The sequence below is a fragment of the Streptomyces sp. NPDC048018 genome (assembly GCF_043202995.1).
Taxonomy (GTDB): domain Bacteria; phylum Actinomycetota; class Actinomycetes; order Streptomycetales; family Streptomycetaceae; genus Streptomyces.
On sequence record NZ_JBIDBK010000001.1, the window covers coordinates 475,824 to 494,648 of the forward strand.

Sequence of the window (18,825 nt, forward strand, 5' to 3'; positions counted from 1 at the left end):
ACACCCGTCACCTGCCCCCCCCGATCGACCCGGCACCCGCACCCGGCACCCGGCGCCCGCCCCGACCATCGCCGCCGCCCGGACGTCCCGCCGCCCCGACCAGAGGAAACCCATGACCGCGACCAGCCCCCGCCGCCTGCATCTCAACGCCTTCCTGATGAACGCCGGCCACCACGACGCCGCCTGGCGCCATCCCCGTACCCAGCCCGAGCGGATCACCGATCTGCGCTACTTCCAGGAGCTCGCGCGGACCGCCGAGCGCGGGCTGCTCGACTCCGTCTTCCTCGCCGACGGGCTGGCCCTGTGGGGGAACGCCCGGTACAACGCGCTCGGCGGCCTCGAACCGCTCACCCTGCTGTCGGCGCTGGCGGCGGTCACCGAGCACGTGGGTCTCATCGCCACCGTCTCCACCACCTTCAACGAGCCCTTCCACACCGCCCGCAAGTTCGCCTCCCTGGACCACATCAGCGGCGGCCGGGCGGGCTGGAACATCGTCACCTCGGGCACCGAGAACGAGGCCCGCAACTTCGGCCGCGACGAGCATCTCGAACACCGGTTGCGCTACGAGCGGGCCCGGGAGTTCGTCGAGGTCGCCACGAAGCTGTGGGACAGCTGGGAGGACGACGCGATCCTGCTCGACCGTGAGCGCGGCGTCTACGCGGACACCGACCGGGTGCGGGAGATCGCCCACCGCGGCGAGCACTTCGCGGTGCGGGGCCCGCTGAACGTTCCGCGCAGTCCGCAGGGCCACCCGCTGCTGGTGCAGGCCGGTTCGTCGGAGGACGGCAAGGAGTTCGCCGCGCAGTACGCCGAGGCCGTCTTCACCGCCCAGCAGACACTCGCCGACGGGCAGGCCTTCTACAAGGACCTCAAGTCGCGGCTCGCCCGCCACGGACGCGAAGAGGACCACCTGCTGGTGCTCCCGGGCATCGCCCCCGTCATCGGTTCGACCGAGGCGGAGGCCCGCGCGCTGGAGCAGGAGCTCACGGAGCTGCAGATCCCCGAATACGGGCTCGCGCAGCTGTCCGGGATGCTCGGCACCGACCTGACGGGGGTGCCGCTGGACGGGCCGCTGCCCGACCTGCCCGAGGAGCGGGACATCAACGGCAACAAGAGCCGTTTCACCCTCGTCGCCGAACTCGCCCGCCGCGACGACCTGACCGTGCGCGAACTCATCGCCCGGCTCGGCGCCGGACGCGGCCACCGCGTCCTCGCCGGCACCCCGGAGCAGATCGCCGACGAGCTCCAGCTGTGGTTCACGCAGGGCGCGGCGGACGGCTTCAACATCATGCCTCCCCATCTGCCCGGCGGTCTGGAGGACTTCGTGGACCACGTCGTACCGGTCCTGCAGCGCCGCGGGCTGTTCCGCACCGAGTACACCGGCCGCACCCTGCGCGAGCACTACGGGCTGGCGCGCCCCGCCGGCCGGTCGGCCGCGGCAGCGGGCCAGCCCCTGTGACCCCCTCCCCTCACCCCCTTCCCCCACGTCACCTCCCCCACCTCAGCTCTCCCCTTCTCCTCAACCGCACCCTCGCCCTCACGAAAGGACCCCGCACATGACCACCAGCACCGCCTTCGACGTCCGCAGGATCGGAGGGCGGATCGGCGCCGAGATCCACGGAGTGGACCTCGGCGGCGACCTCGCCCCCGCCGTCGTCGCGGAGATCGGCTCCGCCCTCCTGGAGCACAAGGCGCTCGTCTTCCGGGACCAGCAGCTCGACGACGCGGGCCAGCTCCGCTTCGCCTCCCTCTTCGGCCCGCTCACCACCGCGCATCCGACCGTGCCGTCCGTCGACGGCCGGCCCGAGATCCTGCCCGTCGACGGCGACGAAGGCATCCGCGCCAACCACTGGCACACGGACGTCACCTTCGTCCGCACCCCGCCGAAGGCGTCCACGCTGCGGGCCATCGTGGTCCCGCCCTACGGCGGCAACACCCTCATCGCCAACACCGCGGCCGCCTACCAGGACCTGCCCGAGCCGCTGCGCGAGCTGGCCGACAGGCTGTGGGCGGTACACACCAACGCCTACGACTACGCCGCCCCGAAGAACGAGAAGGCGGCCGAGCACCGCAGGCGGTTCGTGTCCCGCACGTACCGCACCGCCCACCCGGTCGTCCGCGTCCACCCCGAGACCGGGGAGCGCGGCCTGTTCATCGGGGGCTTCGCCCAGAGCATCCTCGGCCTCGGCCCCTCCGAATCCCGTGACCTGCTGCGCATCTTCCAGGCGTACGTCACCCGCCCCGAGAACATCGTGCGGGTGGCCTGGCAGCCGGGCGACCTCGTCCTGTTCGACAACCGCATCACCCAGCACTACGCCCCGGACGACTACGGCGACCTGCCGCGCCTGCTGCACCGCGTGACCGTCGCGGGCGACGTGCCGGCCGGTGTCGACGGCACGCTCAGTCACCTCATCGAAGGCGACGACGCCGGCCACTACACCCCCGCGACGGCGTGAACTCACACCGTGCGCCCGTTCGGCGTGCGGGGGGTGTAACGGCCCGCGCGCAGGCGGTGTGACCGTCCGGAAACCGGACGTTCCTACCGTCGGACCCCGGATGGGAGACTTCCCGTCCGGGGTCCGACGGGGAGGGGTGCCGGTGGCGTCGCAGGGAGCGGTGACCGAGACGGTCCGGACGGTGTGCTCGTACTGCGGCGTGGGCTGCGGAATCGTCCTCGACGTCGTGCGCGAGTCGGCGAACGGTCCCCGGCGAGCCGTGCGGACCGCCGGGGACAAGGCCCATCCGGCGAATTCCGGGCGCCTCTGTACGAAGGGCTCCACCAGCGCCGACATGATGGGCGCCGCCGGGCGGGCGACGGCGGCGCTGGTGCGGGGCGAGCGCGGTGGTGCGCAGGCCGAGGCGGACGTCGACGCGGCCGTGGCCGACGTGGCGCGGCGGCTGCGGGCGATCCTGGACGAGCACGGGCCGGACGCCCTGTCCTTCTACGTCTCCGGCCAGATGTCGCTGGAGGCCCAGTACCTGGCGAACAAGCTCGCCAAGGGCTTCGTGCGGACGAACCAGATCGAGTCGAACTCGCGGCTGTGCATGGCGTCGGCCGGTTCCGGCTACAAGCTGTCGCTGGGCGCGGACGGCCCACCCGGGTCGTACCAGGACTTCGATCACGCCGATGTCTTCTTCGTCATCGGCGCGAACATGGCGGACTGCCACCCGATCCTGTTCCTCCGGATGATGGACCGGGTGAAGGCCGCCGGGGCGAAGCTGATCGTGGTCGACCCGCGGCGCACCGCCACCGCCGACAAGGCCGACCTCTTCCTCCAGATCAGGCCCGGCACGGATCTCGCGCTGCTCAACGGGCTGCTGCACCTGATCGTCGAGAACGGGCACGTGGACGAGGACTTCGTCGACGCGTTCACGGAGGGCTGGGAGGCGATGCCCGCCTTCCTCGCCGACTACCCGCCCGCGAAGGTCGCGGAGATCACCGGCCTCCCGGAGGCCGACATCCGGCGGGCCGCCCGCTGGATCGGCGAGGCCGGTGAGTGGACGAGCTGCTGGACGATGGGTCTCAACCAGTCGACCCACGGTACGTGGAACACCAACGCGCTGGTCGATCTGCACCTCGCGACCGGTGCCATCTGCCGCCGGGGGTCCGGGCCGTTCTCGCTCACCGGTCAGCCCAACGCCATGGGCGGCCGCGAGATGGGCTACATGGGACCGGGCCTGCCCGGGCAGCGGTCGGTGCTCGTCGACGCCGACCGGGCCTTCGTGGAGAGGCTCTGGGGCGTGCCGGAGGGCACCCTGCGCACGGACGTCGGGCGCGGGACGGTGGAGATGTTCGAGCGCATGGCCGCCGGGGACATCAAGGCCTGCTGGATCATCTGCACCAACCCCGTCGCCTCCGTGGCCAACCGCAAGACCGTCATCGCCGGACTGGAGGCCGCCGAACTCGTCGTCACCCAGGACGTGTTCGCGCAGACGGAGACCAACGCCTACGCCGATGTCGTGCTGCCCGCCACGCTGTGGGCCGAGTCCGACGGGGTCATGGTCAACTCCGAACGGAACCTCACCCTCGTCCGCGGCGTCGTCGACCCGCCCGGGCAGGCGATGCCGGACTGGCAGCTGATCGCGCGGGTGGCGTGTGCGATGGGATTCGCCGAGGGCTTCACCTACGGGTCGGCGGAGGAGGTGTTCGAGGAGCTCAAGCAGGCGTGGAACCCGCAGACCGGGTGGGACCTGCGGGGCGTCTCGTACGAGCGGCTGCGCGTCGCGCCCGTGCAGTGGCCCGCACCGTCCGCCGACGGCCCGGACCGCAACCCGGTCCGCTACCTCAACGACGGTGTCAGCCAGACCCTGCTCGTCCGGCCGGACGGCTCCCGTCCGCGGCTGGCCTTCCCGACACCGAGCGGGCGCGCCCGGTTCTTCGGCCGCCCGCATCTGCCCCCGGCGGAGCTTCCCGACGACGCCTACCCGTTCGTCCTCAACACCGGGCGCCTCCCGCACCAGTGGCACACCCTGACCAGGACCGGGAAGGTCGCCCGGCTCACGAAGCTGAACCCCGGCCCCTTCGTCGAGATCCACCCCGAGGACGCCGCCGCGCTCGGGGCCGCCGACGGCGACCCCGTGGAGATCGCCTCACGCCGCGGCCGGGCCGTGCTGCCTGCCGTGGTCACGGACCGGGTCCTGCCGGGGAACTGTTTCGCGCCCTTCCACTGGAACGATCTCTTCGGCGAGTACCTCGCCGTCAACGCCGTCACCCACGACGCCGTCGATCCGGTCTCCTTCCAGCCGGAGTTCAAGGCCTGCGCGGTCACGCTCACGAAGACGTCCGCTCCGGTCCCCGTCGCCCGTCCGCACCGGGCGCCGGAAGGGGAGCGGGCGCGGGGCACGGAGACGGTCGCGGGTTCCGCGACGGCCGTCCCCGCGCCGGCTTCCGCCCTCGCGCATCTGCTCGGGGTCGCCGATCTCGTGCCGCCCCCGTTCTCGGAGCCGGAACGCCGCTATCTCGCGGGCTATCTCACCGGCCTGGCCGGCGCCCCCGCGGACGGCCGGGTCCCGGTGCTGCCCGCCTCCGCGCCGTTCCTCCCCGCCCACGGGCTCTGGGTCGACGGTGTCCTCGCCGGGATGTTCTCGCGCGCAGGCGCTCCCGGGCCGGCGCCGGCGGACCGGCCCCGGGACGAGTCCCCCCCCGCTCCCGCCCGGCGCCTTCTCGTCCTGTGGGCGTCCCAGACCGGGAACGCCGAGGAGTTCGCCGCCACGGCCGCCGGCCGCCTCACCGAGGCCGGGTTCGCCCCGTCCCTCCTCTCCATGGACGGCGTCGACCTCGCGGAGATCGGAGACGAGGCGGATCTGCTGGTGGTGACCAGCACCTTCGGGGCGGGCGACGCCCCGGACAACGGCGCCGCCTTCTGGCAGGCGCTGAGCGCGGACGACGCCCCGCGCCTGGAGGGCGTGCGTTACGCCGTGCTCGCACTGGGCGACTCCGCTTACGACGACTTCTGCGGCCACGGCCGGCGCGTCGACGAGCGCCTCACCGAGCTGGGCGCCGTCCGCCTGCACCCCCGGGCCGACTGCGAGCCGGACCACGAGCAGCGCTCCGGCGCGTGGCTCACCGCGCTCCTCCCGCTCCTCGCGCCCCCGGTCCGAGAAGCAGCGGCCCCGCCGCCCCCCGTTCCCGCACCCGCGCAGGCGGCGGGTACCCCGACGGGGCCCGCCGCCGGGGCGGTCCCGTCCGGCCCCGCGGCCCGCACCACGGTGTACACGAAGTCCTCGCCCTTCCCCACGCTGCTCGTCGGCAACCGGCTGCTCAGCCTGCCCGGCTCCCGGAAGGAGGTACGACAGTTCTCCTTCGACACCCGGGACGGCGAGCTGGCCTACGAGGCCGGCGACGCCCTCGGCGTATGGCCGGCCCACGGTGCCGACCTCGTCGCCGAGTGGCTCGCGCTCACCGGGCTCGACCGCGACGAACCGGTCGACGTCGGAGACCCCGCGCCCCTCCCCCTGGCCGAGGCCCTGCGCACCCGGCTGGACATCACCCGCATCACCCCGGACCTGCTGAGGTTCGTGACCGAGCGCACCGGCAGCCAGGAGCTCAAACGGCTGCTGCGCCCGGGCAACAAGGGCGAACTCGCCAAGTGGAGCTGGGGGTTGCAGGCCGCCGACCTGATCGGCGCCTTCCCCGTTCGCGCGTCCGCCGCCGAATGGACCGCCGTCCTCAAGCGCCTGCGGCCCCGCCTGTACTCGATCTCGTCCAGCCCGCTCGCGCACCCGGGCGAGGTGCGCCTCACCGTCTCCGTCGTGCGCTACACCAACGACCGCGGCCGCGGCCGCACCGGCGTGTGCTCGGCCTATCTCGCCGATCACGCGGACGACGGGCCCGTCCAGGTGTTCGTCCAGCCGTCCCCGCACTTCCGCCCGCCTGCCGACCCGGCCACCCCCATGATCATGGTCGGTCCGGGGACGGGCGTGGCCCCGTTCGTCGGCTTCCTGGAGGACCGTCAGGCACGCGGTCACACCGGCCGCAACTGGCTGTTCTTCGGTGAGCAGCGCGAGGCCGGCGACTTCTACTACCGCGAGGAGCTGGAGGCGCATCTCGCCGCCGGGCGGCTCGACCGGCTCGACGTCGCCTTCTCGCGCGACCAGCGGAACAAGGTCTACGTCCAGGACCGGATGCGCGAGCACGGCTCCGCCCTCTGGTCCTGGCTGCGGGACGGCGCCCACCTCTTCGTCTGCGGCGACGCCTCCCGCATGGCCCGGGACGTGGACCGGACCCTTCGGGAGGTCGTCGCCCGCCACGGAAGGATGGGCGAGGAGGAGGCCGCCGCCTACGTCGAGCGGATGGCGGCGGACAAGCGCTACGTCCGCGACGTCTACTGAGAGCCGGGGCGCCGGCAGGCCCGGCCGCCCTGCCCGCCCGGCCTCGTCGCCGCGCCGTGGAGCGGGCGGCCGCGCCGTGCCCGCCTGGCCTGCGCCGATCGCGGGTAGTGATCCCCCGCACACACCTCCCGCTCCGGGTGGGAGCGCGTGCTAGCGTCCGCGAGCGTGACCTCCGCCCTCCGCACGCCCGCGTCCGCCCCGGCCCCGGCCCCGGCCGGATCCTGCCCGTACGAGCGTCCGGCCGCCTCGACGCTCCCGGGGACGGCCCCGGAAGACCCCTTCGGGCTGCTCGACCTCTTCGACGAGGGCTTCGTCAGGGACCCGTACCCGTGGCTGGACCGTCTGCGGTCCGACGCGCCGGTGCACCGTGACCCCGCCACCGGACTGTGGCTGGTCAGCCGGTACGAGGACATCCGCACGGTACTGCTCGACCCGGCGTCCTTCCGGCCCGACAACGCCCAGAACGCGGTCACGCCGTTGGGCGTGCCGGTGCTGCGCGTTCTCGCCCGCGCGGGCTTCCGGCTGCGTCCCGCGCTGGCCAACAACGCCTCCGAGAGCCATGCGGGCCTGCGCCGCGTCGTCACCCGCTTCTTCAACGCCCAGCGGGTGGCGGCCGCCGTCCCCGTCATCGAGCGGATCGCGGACGAACTGCTCGACTCGGTGCGGGAGGAGCTCGCCGGCGCCGGGGAGAGCGACCTCTTCTCCGCGTTCGCGCACACGCTGCCCTGCCGGGTGATGATGCGGCTCCTCGGCATCGAGGATCTGGACGCCGCCACGCTGGTGCGCTGGAGCGACGCGTCGCTGGAGCTCTTCTGGGGGCGCCCCTCGCCCGCCCGCCGACTGGAACTGGCGGAGCTGGTCGGCGAGTTCCACCAGTGGCTCACGGAACTCGTGCACCGCAGGCCGGCGCCGGAGGACAGCTTCGTGGGAGCCCTGGCCCGGCACCGCCTGCCGGACGGGACGCCGCTGGATCCGCGGACCGCCGTCGGGGCGTGCTTCTTCGTCTTCATCGCCGGGCAGTCCACGACCGGACAGCTCATCTCCACCGTGCTGCGCCGCGCACTCGCCGAGCCCGGGGTGTGGCCGCGGCCCGCGCACGAGGAGGGCTTCGCCGAGGCGTGGGTCGAGGAGGTGCTGCGGCGCGAGCCACCCGTCACCTCCTGGCGCCGGGTCACCGCGCGCCCGCTGGAGCTGGGCGGTGTCGACCTGCCCGCCGGTGCCGAACTGCTGCTGATGCTCATGGGCAGCGGCTCCGACCCGGACGTCTTCGACGCCCCCGGGCAGATGGTCCCCGGCCGCGCGAACATCCGCCACCACCTCGCCTTCGGGGTGGGGCGGCACCGCTGCCCGGGTGCGGCCCTGGCACGTACGGAGGCGGCCGTGGCCCTGCGCGCGGCGGCCCGCCGCCTGCCCGGCGTCCGGCTCGCACCGGAAGCGGCCCGGGCGCCCACCCTCGGCCTGCTCTCCTTCCGCGCGCCGCTGCGGGTCCCGGTCGTCGCGCCGCCTGCCTCGGCCTGACGCCGGGCCGGCACCTCCCGCCCGGCGGAGCCCCGCGGCCGGCCTTCGCCCGGCGCAGCCGTGCGGCCGACGGCAGCCGTGGGCCGGAGTTCCCGGCCCGACGGCTCCCGGGCGGGACGGGGGCTTCGGCGCGCCGGGCAGCGCGCTGCTCCGGAGGGCGATCTTGTCGGGGCGCGCCGACAATGAACCTGACGGGCCTTCCCGCGACGACGGCGGGTCGGGTGGTTCTACGGTCGGGAGGTCGTGGGACGTGGCATGGGTGTGGCCATGACGGCGGAGGACCGCGCTCCGCCCGTCGGCCCGGACCGTCCTGGCGAAGGGGTGGGCCGTCCTGCCGGTACGCCGGCCGGTGCGCCCGCGGCGGCCACGCCGTCCCCGGCGACGGGTACGACCGCGCGGGCCGTGACGAGCGGGGCGCGGGTGGCGACCGCGGAGGGCGGGGGGCCCGGGCCCGCGGAGCCGTCCGGACCGGCTCCCTCCGGCCCGCCGGACGAGTCGTCCTCCCTCAGGAATCTCGTGACCCGGCTGACGACCGCCTACCCCTCGGTCGACGCGGCCGCCGTCGAGGCCGCGGTCGTGGCGTCGTACGGCCACTTCGAACAGGCCCGGGTCCGGGCGTACCTCCCTATCCTGGTCGAACGACGGTCCCGGAAGGCGCTGGACGCGGTCCGCAGGGCCGACGGCGGCCGGACGGCCGATGTCCGGGCGCCCGGTCCGGAGCCGGACGCGGCCGCGGATCGGAGGCAGGGCGATGACGGGACGGTCGGTTTCCGTGGGAGGACCGCACCGGAGTTCGGGGGATGACCGGGGCGCCCGCGCGCCCGCCGGGTCCCGCGGAGCGTTGCTCGTGACGTTCCCGGTCGGGCGGCCCGCCCGGCGGCCGGGCGCCGCATGATGTCCTGGGCGCGGGCCGTCCCCGGGGTCCGCGCGTTCTCGTCCTACCGGCGCGAGTGGCTGGTCAAGGACCTGGTGGCGGGGACCGTCCTGACCACGCTGCTGGTGCCGCAGGGCATGGCGTACGCCGAGCTGGCGGGGCTGCCGCCCATCACCGGCCTGTACACGACGGTTCTCTGCCTCCTCGGATACGCGCTGTTCGGGCCTTCCCGGATCCTGGTGCTGGGCCCGGACTCCTCGCTGGGGCCGATGATCGCCGCGACGGTGCTGCCCCTGGTGGCGGCGGACGGGGATCCCGCGCGGGCCGTCGCCCTGGCGTCGCTGCTCGCCCTGATGGTGGCGGGCATCATGATCCTTTCCTCGGTCGCGAAGCTCGGCTTCGTGGCCGACCTGATCTCCAAACCGACGATGATCGGCTACCTGAACGGCCTGGCGCTGACCATCCTGATCGGTCAGCTGCCCAAGCTGCTCGGCTTCGAGGTCGAGGCCGACGACCTGATCGGCGAGTTCACCGGTTTCGTGGCGAGACTCGGCGAAGGGGCGACGGTGCCGGCCGCAGCCGCGGTCGGATGCGGCGGGATCGCCGTCATCCTGGTCCTCCAGCGCTTCCTTCCGAAGGTGCCCGCGGTGCTCGTGATGGTCGTCCTGGCGATCGCCGCCACCACCGTCTTCGACCTGGGCGGACGCGGGGTCTCGCTGGTCGGCGAACTGCCCCGGGGGTTCCCGCCCTTCACGATCCCGGACGTGCGGCTCGCCGACCTGTCACTGCTGCTCGGCGGCGCGCTGGGCATCGCGCTGGTCTCCCTGGCCGACACGATCTCGAACGCCTCGGCCTTCGCGGCCCGCCAGGGGCAGGAGGTGCGCGGAAACCAGGAGATGGCCGCGATCGGCGTGGCCAATCTGGCGGCCGGTCTCTTCCAGGGCTTCCCGGTCAGCACCAGCGGATCGCGTACGGCGGTCGCGGAGCGCGCGGGCGCCAGGAGCCAGCTCACCGGTGTCGTCGGCGCGGTGATCGTCGTCCTCATGCTGGTGCTGGTGCCGGGCCTGTTCCGGAACCTGCCCCAGCCGGCCCTGGCAGCCGTGGTGATCACGGCGTCGCTGTCGCTGGCCGACATCCCCGGTGCCGTGCGCCTGTGGCGGCAGCGCCGGACGGAGTTCCTGCTCTGCTGCGCCGCGTTCGCCGGCGTGGCTCTGATCGGCGTGCTGGCCGGGATCGCCGTCGCCGTGGCCCTGTCCGTGCTCAACGTCTTCCGCCGAGCCTGGTGGCCGTACCGCACCGTGCTGGGGCGGGTGCGGGGCCTCGAGGGCTACCACGACGTCCGGTCCCACCCCGAGGCCCAGTTGCTGCCCGGGCTGGTCATCTACCGCTTCGACGCCCCGCTGGTCTTCGCGAACGCCAGGACCTTCCGCGAGGAGATCAGGCGGCTGGCCGGGGCGGAACCGCCGCCGCGGTGGATCGTGATCGCGGCCGAGCCCATGACCGACGTGGACACCACCGCTGCGGACACCCTGCGGGAGCTGGCCGAGACGCTGGAGGCGCAGGGCGTGCACCTGGTGTTCGCCGAGCTCAAGGACCCCGTGCGGCGCGCCGTCGAGCAGTACGGGCTGATGCGGACGCTCGACGCCCGGCGCTTCTACCCCACCGTGGAGGCGGCCGTCGCCGCCTACCGCCGGCGGCACGCCGGGGCGGACTGGACGCCGGGGGCCGGGGACGGCCTCTGAGGCAACCGCCGCGCCGGCCGCCGCCCCGGGGCCGCCTTCGCCGGTACGGCCGGTGCGGCCTGCGCTACCGCCGCGACACGGGGACGAGGCGGAGGAGGCCGTGCAGGACGGAGTCGATCGTGTCCTGCGCGGGCTCGTCGCTCACATGGGTCAGCAGCCGGGCCAGGACCTGCAGCAGGTGGGGAGAGGCCATCACCCGGGGGTGGAGGACCGGCCGGAAGCCGAAGCGGGAGAAGAGCAGGTCGCCCGCGACGTTCCCCAGCCGGTAGTAGCGCGCCCAGCGGCGCTGGATCTCGACCGGGTACTGGTGCAGCGCGTGCTCGCGGCGTGGTCCGGCCGGCCGGGCCAGCGCCAGCGCGATGATCTCCGCCGCCACCTCGGCGGCCTCCATGGCCTGCGCGATGCCCTCGCCGCTCCACGGACTGACCATGCCGGCGCTGTCGCCGACGAGCAGCAGGCCCCGGCGGTACTGCGGCCGCCGGTTCAGTCCCATCGGCAGCGGAGCGCTGCGCAGCGGGGAGTCGGCGTTCTCCTCGTGCAGTCCCCATTCCGCGGGCAGCCGGGGCAGCCAGTGCTCCAGCACAGCCCGCAGGTCCACGGGCCGGCGCCGGCGCTGCTGCGGCAGCGCGCCGAGGCCCACGTTGACGCGCCCGTCCCCGAGGGGGAACACCCATCCGTAGCCCGGCAGATCGGCCCCGGTGCGGGGACAGCGCAGGTCGGCCCACAGCTCCAGGTAGGGGTCGTGGGTGCGGGCCTCACTGCGGTAGTAGCGGCGGGCGGCCGCGGCGACGGGCCGCTTCGCGTCGCGTTCGAGCCCCAGGCCCAGGGCCGTACGCGCCGAGGCGCCGTCGGCGGCGACCACGAGCGGGGCCCGGTAGGTCACCGGCTCGCCGCCCGGACCGCGGGCGGCCGTGACGCCGATGACGTGCCCCGATCGGTCGGTCAGCGGGCCCGTCACCTTCACATGGGTCCGCAGGCGTGCTCCGGTGGCGCTCGCGTGCGTGGCGAGCAGGTCGTCGAAGTCGTGCCGGCTCCGGGTCAGGCCGAAGTCGGGAAGGGCGCCCAGGCGCGGCCAGTCCAGCTCCACCTGGTGCCCGCCGCAGACCCAGCGCATCCCCTTGTTGCGCATCCAGCCGGGCGCGTCGATGTCGATGCCCAGCCGCACCAGCTGGTTCACGCTGCGCGGGGTCAGGCCGTCGCCGCACACCTTCTCCCGGGGGAAGCCGCTCTTCTCCAGGAGCAGCACGTCCACACCGGCCCGCGCCAGGTGCACCGCGGCGGCGGAACCGGCCGGGCCGGCCCCCACCACGATGACCTGCGCCTCCTCGTCACCGGCGCCTTCAGATCCCCCGCGGCCGCCCTCGGGGCCGCCGCCATCCTCGTCACTTTTGGTGATCACTCCCCTACTATGCCCCCAACCGGCCCCGTCAGACCCCGCGGCACGGCCGAAGCGGCCGCGCGTTCCCGCCGGGCGGGCGGACCCGCCCCACCCGCCGGGCAGGGCCGCGGGGACGGCTCCTCGGCTACCGGCCGGGCAGGACGGCGCGCGCGGGCCCGGGGGGGGGGCCCCCCCCCCCCCCCCCCCCCCCCCCCCCCCCCCGCGCGCTCGCACACGCTCACCGCCCGGCCCGCACGCGCTCACCCCGTACGCCCGCACCGCCCGGCCCGCACACCCCGTACGCCCGTACGCCCGCGCCCTGCGCTCAGCAGATCCGCGGCAGTTGCTCGCCGAGCGGCATGTCCACCACCCGTGTGCCGCCGAGGCCGGTCCGGGCCACGACCATGCCCGGATGCTCCGCCACGGCCTCCCCGATGACCGTCGCGCCGGCCCCGAGCGGGTGGGCGCGCATGGCCTCCAGCACGGACTCCGCCCGCTCCCGCGGGACGAAGGCGACCAGCTTGCCCTCGTTCGCGACGTACATCGGGTCGAGGCCGAGGATCGCGCAGGCGTTGGCCACGGGATCGGGGACGGGCACGGCGCGCTCCTGGAGGGCGACGCCGGTACCCGAGGCGACGGCGATCTCGTTGAGCGAGGCCGCCAGGCCGCCCCGGGTGGGGTCGCGCAGCACGTGGAGGTCCGGTGTCACCGCGAGCATCGCCTCGACGAGACCGCCGAGCGGCGCGCAGTCGCTCTCGATCTCGACCCCGAACTCCAGGCCTTCCCGCACGCTCATGATCGCCACGCCGTGGACGCCGACGGGGCCGCTGACGATCACCACGTCGCCGGGGACGACGCGCTGCGGCCGCAGATCAACCCCGTCGGGGATCACGCCGATCCCGGAGGTGTTGATGTAGACGCCGTCCCCGTGGCCGGCCTCCACGACCTTGGTGTCGCCGGTGACCACCTGGACGCCCGCCGTACGCGCCGCCGCGCCGAGGGCGTCCGCCACCCGGGCGACGACCTCGGTCTCGACGCCCTCTTCGAGGATGAAGCCGCAGGACAGGTAGGCGGCCCTGGCCCCGCTCATGGCGAGGTCGTTCACCGTTCCGTTGACGGCCAGGTCGCCGATGCTGCCCCCGGGGAAGAACAGCGGGCGCACCACGAAGGAGTCGGTGGAGAAGGCCAGCCGGGCACCGCCGAGTTCGAGGGTGGCGGCGTCCGTGGTGACCGAGAGCGCGGGGCCGCCGAAGGCGGGGACGAAGATCTGCTCGACCAGTTCGGCGGACAGGGCGCCGCCGCCGCCGTGGCCCATCACGACGCGCGCCTGGTCCCGCAGCGGTGCCGGGCAGGTCCAGGCCAGCATGTCCGGTGCCGAGCCCCCGCCGAGGGGACCGCTGGTGCTCGTGGTGGTCGTGTCAGACAACGGAGCGTCCTTCCAGGGGCGGGAGGTTCGGGGACGGGGCGGTCGACGGCACGGCCTCGGGGGCGGTCGCGTCCGACGGGACGGGGCCGGGGGCCGGAACGCCGGGCGCCGGGCCCCGCCGCCCCGGCGAGCCGAGGTCGAGCCGCCGGTAGAGGTAGTAGGCGGCGCAGGCTCCCTCGCTGGAGACCATCGTGGCGCCCAGGGGGGAGCGCGGGGTGCAGAGGGTGCCGAACGCCTCGCACTCGTGGGGCTTGAGGAGTCCCTGGAGGACCTCCCCGCTGCGGCACTCGGCCGGTTCGCGGGTGTCGATCCCCTCGACGGAGAACCGGATCTCGGCGTCGTAGTCGCGATACCGCTCCGAGAGCCGCCAGCCGCTGTCGGGGATGACGCCGATGCCGCGCCAGGCGCGGTCGGTGACCTCGAAGACGTCGTCGAGCATGGCCCTGGCCGCGGGGTTGCCGCCGTCCTGCACGGCACGGGGGTAGGCGTTGTCGACGGTGTGCTCGCCCCGCTCCAGCTGGAGCACGGTCCTCCGGACGCCTTCGAGGATGTCCAGCGGCTCGAAGCCCGTGACCACGATCGGCACCCGGTAGCGTGCGGCGAGTTCGGGGTACTCGGCGGTGCCCATGACGCTGCAGACGTGGCCGGCGGCGAGGAAGCCCTGCACCCGGCAGTCAGGGGAGCGCATGATCGCGTCGATCGCGGGCGGTACCCGGACGTGGGAGACCAGGAGGCTGAAGTTGCGGATGCCGAGCCGGCGTGCCTGATGAACCGTCATGGCGTTGGGCGGGGCGGTGGTCTCGAAGCCGATGCCGAAGAACACCACCTCGCGCCCGGGGTTCTGCTCGGCGATCCGCAGCGCGTCCAGCGGCGAGTAGACCACCCGGACGTCGCCGCCCTGGCCCCGGACCTGGAACAGGTCCCGGCCGGTGCCGGGGACCCTCAGCATGTCCCCGAAGGAGCAGAAGATCACGCCGGGGCGGGAGGCGATCTCCAGGGCCTTGTCGATGACCTCCAGCGGGGTCACGCACACCGGGCAGCCGGGGCCGTGGATCAGCTCCACCTGCTCCGGCAGGAGTTGGTCGACGCCGTGCCGGATGATGCTGTGGGTCTGGCCTCCGCAGACCTCCATCAGCGCCCAGGGCCGGGTCACCGTCGCATGGATCTCGTCGAGCAGCCGCCGGGCCAGCCCGGGGTCCTGGAACTCGTCGATGTACTTCACCGGTGCACCTCTCCGGCGACGCCGTCGGGCGCCTGCCACTCGCCTTCCGCCGTCCCGGCGGCCTCCCACGGGTCGCCGAACTCCTCCTGGAGCATGCCGAGGGTCTCGAACAGCTCCAGCGTCCTCCTCGCCGACTCCTCGTCCAGCCGCTGCAGGGCGAAGCCGACGTGGACGATCGCGTACTCGCCGACCTCCAGGTCCGGCAGGTACTCCAGGCAGACCTCCTTGACCACGCCGCCGAAGTCGACGGTGGCCATCCGGGTGCCGTCCCGGTCCTCGACGTCCAGCACTCTTCCAGGGACCGCCAAACACATGTGCGTCTCCTCACTGTCGCTGTCGTGCTCGCGCGCCGGCGTCCGGGGCGGCGGCGACCCGTCCGGCCACGACGAGCTGGCCGAGGGCCAGTCCTCCGTCGTTCGGCGGGACCAGGCGGTGGCGCAGGACGGTGAAGCCGTCCCGGCTCAGGACGCGGGCGCAGGCCGAGGCGAGCACCGCGTTGGCGAACACTCCCCCGGTCAGCGCGACGGTCTCCACGCCCAGTTCTCCGCGCGCCGCGTCGCAGACCGTGTGCACCAGACGGGCCACCGCCCGGTGGAAGCGGGCGGCGACGAGGGCCGCCGGAACGCCGCCGCGCACGTCGTCGGCGGCGGCGGCCAGCAGGGGCGCCGGATCGGCGGTGAGCGGACCGCCGGGCTCGGGAGCGCGCAGCCGGAAGGTGTAGCGCGCGTCGTCCCGCGCCGCCGGTTCGCGCAGGGCCGCGGCCTCCAGGGCGACGGCCGCCTGCGCCTCGTGGCCGGCGAGATGGCAGATCCCGGTGAGGGAGGCGAGGGCGTCGAAGAGGCGGCCCATGCTGGATGTGGGTACGCAGTTCAGGCCGCGGGCCAACTGTTGCCGGATCAGGCGCAGTTCGTCGGGCGGACAGGTGCTCACGCACGGCAGGGCGGGGTCGGCCGGGAGTCCTGCGGCGTACAGGTGGGCGAGGGCCATGCGGTACGGCCGCCGGACGGTCGCGTCCCCGCCGGGCAGCGGGACGTAGGCGAGGTGCGCGTATCGCGAGAACCCCGCGTAGTCGGCGAGCAGGAACTCCCCGCCCCAGACGGCGCCGTCGAGGCCGTAGCCGGTGCCGTCGAAGGCGACGCCGAGGACCGGGCTGCTGCCGTCGTGGCCGTTCTCGGCCATGGCGGCGGCGACGTGCGCGTGGTGGTGCTGCACGGGGACGACCGGACGTCCCGCCGCGTGCCGGGCGGCCCAGCGGGTGGACCGGTACCCGGGGTGGCGGTCGGCCGCCAGCAGGACGGGGGTGACCCCCGTGACGGACTCCAGCTGCCGCTCGGCCGAGGTGAGGGCCAGCTGGGTCGCCGGCGAGTCCATGTCGCCGATGTGTGCGGACAGCCAGGCCTTGCGGCCCTCGCCGAGGCAGAAGACGTTCTTGAGGTCCCCGCCGACCGCGAGCGTGGGTGCCACCTCGACCGGCAGGGTGAGCGGCAGCGGGGCGTAGCCGCGGGAGCGGCGGAGGACGAGTTCCCGGCCGTCGACGACGCGTACGACGGAGTCGTCGCAGGGGACGTGGACGGGGCGGTCGTGCAGCAGCCAGGCGTCCGCCAGGCCGGCGAGCCGGGTCAGGGCGTCCGCGTCGTCGGTGACGATGGGTTCGCCGGAGAGGTTCCCGCTGGTCATGACGAGAAGGCGGGGCCCTCGCGGGTCGTCGGCGCCGAGTCCGAGGAGCAGGTGGTGGACCGGGGTGTACGGGAGCATCACGCCGAGGTCCGGGCTGCCGGGGGCCACCTCGGCGGCCGGGGCGGCGCCGGGGCGCGGCGGGGTGTCGCGGCGGCGCAGGAGGACGACGGGCCGGACGCGGCCGGTGAGGAGTGCGCGCTCCGCGGGGGTGAGGTGGACCAGCGGCTCGACGTCCGCGAGGTCCGCTGCCATCACCGCGAAGGGTTTGTCCCCGCGTGCCTTGCGCCGGCGCAGTGCGGCCACGGCCGCGGGGTTCGTGGCGTCGCAGGCGAGGTGGTAGCCGCCCAGGCCCTTGACGGCGAGGACGGCGCCGTCCGCGAGCATCCGCCGGGCGGCGGTCACCGGATCGGCGGCCGCGTCCGCCGGGGCGGCCCGGCCCGGTCCGGCGACCAGGCGCAGCCGGGGGCCGCACTCCGGGCAGGCGACGGGCTGCGCGTGGAAGCGCCGGTCCGCCGGGTCCTCGTACTCCCGCGCGCAGTCGGGGCACAGGGGGAAGCCGGCCATGGTGGTGTGGGCGCGGTCGTAGGGCAGGCCGGTGACGATGGTGAAGCGGGGCCCGCAGTGGGTGCACGTGACGAACGGGTGGCGGTGTCTCCGGTCGGCGGGGTCGGCGAGTTCCCCGAGGCAGTCGTCGCAGGTGGCGGTGTCCGGTGGGACGAGGGTGCGGACGTCGCCGCCCTGCCGCGAGGGGACGATGACGAATCCGCTGCCGCCGCTCGCCGCGACCGGGGTCGTCTCGACGGATTCCACCCGGGCCAGGGGCGGCGCCTCGGGCGCGACGCGGGCGCAGAAGGCGGCGACGTCGGCGGCGTCGCCCTCGACCTCGGCCACGACGCCGTCGGGGGTGTTGGTGACGTGGCCGGACAGGCGCAGGCCGGAGGCGAGGGCGTAGACGTAGGGCCGGAAGCCCACGCCCTGGACGACTCCGCGCACGACGACGCGGGTGCGCCGGACGGGCGTCGGGGGTGCCGTTCCCGGGCGTACCGCGGTCACGCGCCGGCCCGGGCCATCACGGGCATGTGGGGGGCGGCGCCCTCGGCCGCGGCGAGCGCCCGGTCGAGCAGCGTCCCGGCGCCGCGGCCGTCGCGCGCGGAGCTGAGGAGGACCTCGACGCCGGGGTTGACCTGCTCGACGTTGCGGCGGAAGGCCGCCTCGTCGAACTCCGCGGCCGCGGCCAGGTCGGCCTTCGTCACGAGCACCAGTTGGGCGAGGCCGAAGGCCGTGGGGTACTTCAGGGGTTTGTCCTCGCCCTCGGTGACCGAGGCGAGGACGACCCGGAGGGATTCGCCGAGGTCGTAGCCGGCCGGGCAGACGAGGTTGCCGACGTTCTCCACGAACAGCACCCGGGTCGCCTCGGGCAGCCAGTCGTGCAGGTGCCGGGCGACCATGTCGGCCTCCAGGTGGCACAGCCCGTCGGTGTGCACCTGTTTGACGGGGACTCCGGCCCGGGCCAGGCGTTCGGCGTCGTTCTCGGTGGCGAGGTCCGCGGTGAGCGCGGCCGTGCTCACGTCGCGTTCGGCGGAGAGCCGCAGGGTGCGCTCCAGCAGGGCGGTCTTCCCGCTGCCGGGGCTGGACATCAGATTGATCATCGTCGTGCCGCGGGCGGTCAGCTCGGTGCGCAGGATGTCCGCGGCGGCGTCGTTCCTGGCGAGGACCGCCCGCTGGAGGTCGACTACTCGGCACATGTTCGGCTCTCCTCGGTGAGGGGTTCGCTGCGTGGTGCGCCGGTCCCGGCGGGCCCGGTCCAGTGGACCTCCCGGATCCGCAGTTCCCGCCCGGAGACGAGCTCGACGGCCGCTCCCGCGCAGTCGGGGCAGAGCAGGTGCGGGGGCATGCCGACCTGCCAGACGCGGGAGCAGGGCGCGCAGCGTGCGGTGCCGGGGACCGTGTCCGTGATCAGCTCGGCGCCCTCGGCGACCGTGCCGGCGCAGGCGAGTTCGAAGCAGAACCGGAGCGAGTCGGCGACGATGCCGGCCAGCTCGCCCACCTCCAGGCGGATGCTGCTGACGCCCTCGGCCCCGCGGGACCGCGCGGCCGTCTCGACCTGGTCGACGACGGCCAGGGCGACGGACATCTCGTGCATCGCGCTCCGTCCCT

General features: G+C 74.5%; 13 protein-coding genes. 6 read left to right on the forward strand and 7 right to left on the reverse strand.

Annotated features, from left to right (window positions below):
* Positions 1–112: 112 nt before the first annotated feature.
* The 6 genes from ACGF1Z_RS02230 to ACGF1Z_RS02255 all read left to right on the forward strand — a co-directional run bounded on the left by ACGF1Z_RS02230 (position 113) and on the right by ACGF1Z_RS02255 (position 10,965).
* Positions 113–1,459 carry an LLM class flavin-dependent oxidoreductase gene (locus ACGF1Z_RS02230; RefSeq protein WP_392998947.1) on the forward strand — a complete coding sequence of 449 codons (1,347 nt, stop codon included), beginning with the start codon at positions 113–115 and terminating at the stop codon, positions 1,457–1,459.
* A 97-nt stretch (positions 1,460–1,556) separates the two neighbouring features.
* Positions 1,557–2,456 carry a TauD/TfdA dioxygenase family protein gene (locus ACGF1Z_RS02235; protein WP_392998949.1) on the forward strand — a complete coding sequence of 300 codons (900 nt, stop codon included), beginning with the start codon at positions 1,557–1,559 and terminating at the stop codon, positions 2,454–2,456.
* Positions 2,457–2,556: 100 nt separating this feature from the next.
* The gene (locus tag ACGF1Z_RS02240; RefSeq protein WP_392998951.1) at positions 2,557–6,831 is read left to right on the forward strand and encodes a molybdopterin-dependent oxidoreductase; all 4,275 of its coding nucleotides are present in this window, start codon (positions 2,557–2,559) and stop codon (positions 6,829–6,831) included.
* Between the two features lie 165 nt (positions 6,832–6,996).
* Positions 6,997–8,349, forward strand: coding sequence for a cytochrome P450 (locus tag ACGF1Z_RS02245; protein ID WP_392998953.1), 1,353 nt, complete (start codon positions 6,997–6,999; stop codon positions 8,347–8,349).
* A gap of 267 nt (positions 8,350–8,616) precedes the next feature.
* Positions 8,617–9,153, forward strand: a complete 537-nt coding sequence (locus ACGF1Z_RS02250; protein WP_393000276.1) for a three-helix bundle dimerization domain-containing protein — start codon at positions 8,617–8,619, stop codon at positions 9,151–9,153.
* A gap of 87 nt (positions 9,154–9,240) precedes the next feature.
* Entirely contained in the window at positions 9,241–10,965 is a 1,725-nt protein-coding gene (locus ACGF1Z_RS02255; protein WP_392998955.1) for a SulP family inorganic anion transporter, read from the forward strand.
* A 64-nt stretch (positions 10,966–11,029) separates the two neighbouring features.
* Here the strand turns inward: ACGF1Z_RS02255 and ACGF1Z_RS02260 are convergent, their stop codons facing one another.
* From ACGF1Z_RS02260 to hypA, 7 genes are all read right to left on the reverse strand, one after another.
* On the reverse strand, positions 11,030–12,277 hold the full coding sequence (locus ACGF1Z_RS02260) for a geranylgeranyl reductase family protein (RefSeq protein ID WP_393000278.1): 1,248 nt from the start codon (positions 12,275–12,277) through the stop codon (positions 11,030–11,032).
* A gap of 391 nt (positions 12,278–12,668) precedes the next feature.
* Entirely contained in the window at positions 12,669–13,769 is a 1,101-nt protein-coding gene (gene hypE / locus ACGF1Z_RS02265) for a hydrogenase expression/formation protein HypE (RefSeq protein WP_392998957.1), read from the reverse strand.
* Positions 13,762–14,991 (reverse strand): hydrogenase formation protein HypD, encoded by a 1,230-nt coding sequence (gene hypD / locus ACGF1Z_RS02270; protein WP_392998958.1) that lies wholly within the window; start codon positions 14,989–14,991, stop codon positions 13,762–13,764. Before hypD ends, hypE begins: the two co-directional genes overlap by 8 nt.
* A complete protein-coding gene (locus ACGF1Z_RS02275; RefSeq protein WP_392998960.1) occupies positions 14,988–15,305 on the reverse strand; it encodes a HypC/HybG/HupF family hydrogenase formation chaperone in 318 nt (105 codons plus the stop codon). The genes hypD and ACGF1Z_RS02275 overlap by 4 nt, the downstream gene beginning before the upstream one ends.
* A 10-nt stretch (positions 15,306–15,315) precedes the next feature.
* Entirely contained in the window at positions 15,316–17,661 is a 2,346-nt protein-coding gene (gene hypF, locus ACGF1Z_RS02280; protein WP_392998962.1) for a carbamoyltransferase HypF, read from the reverse strand.
* Between the two features lie 56 nt (positions 17,662–17,717).
* The gene (hypB, locus tag ACGF1Z_RS02285; RefSeq protein WP_392998964.1) at positions 17,718–18,413 is read right to left on the reverse strand and encodes a hydrogenase nickel incorporation protein HypB; all 696 of its coding nucleotides are present in this window, start codon (positions 18,411–18,413) and stop codon (positions 17,718–17,720) included.
* A complete protein-coding gene (hypA, locus tag ACGF1Z_RS02290; protein ID WP_392998966.1) occupies positions 18,401–18,811 on the reverse strand; it encodes a hydrogenase maturation nickel metallochaperone HypA in 411 nt (136 codons plus the stop codon). The genes hypB and hypA overlap by 13 nt, the downstream gene beginning before the upstream one ends.
* Between the last annotated feature and the right edge of the window lie 14 nt (positions 18,812–18,825).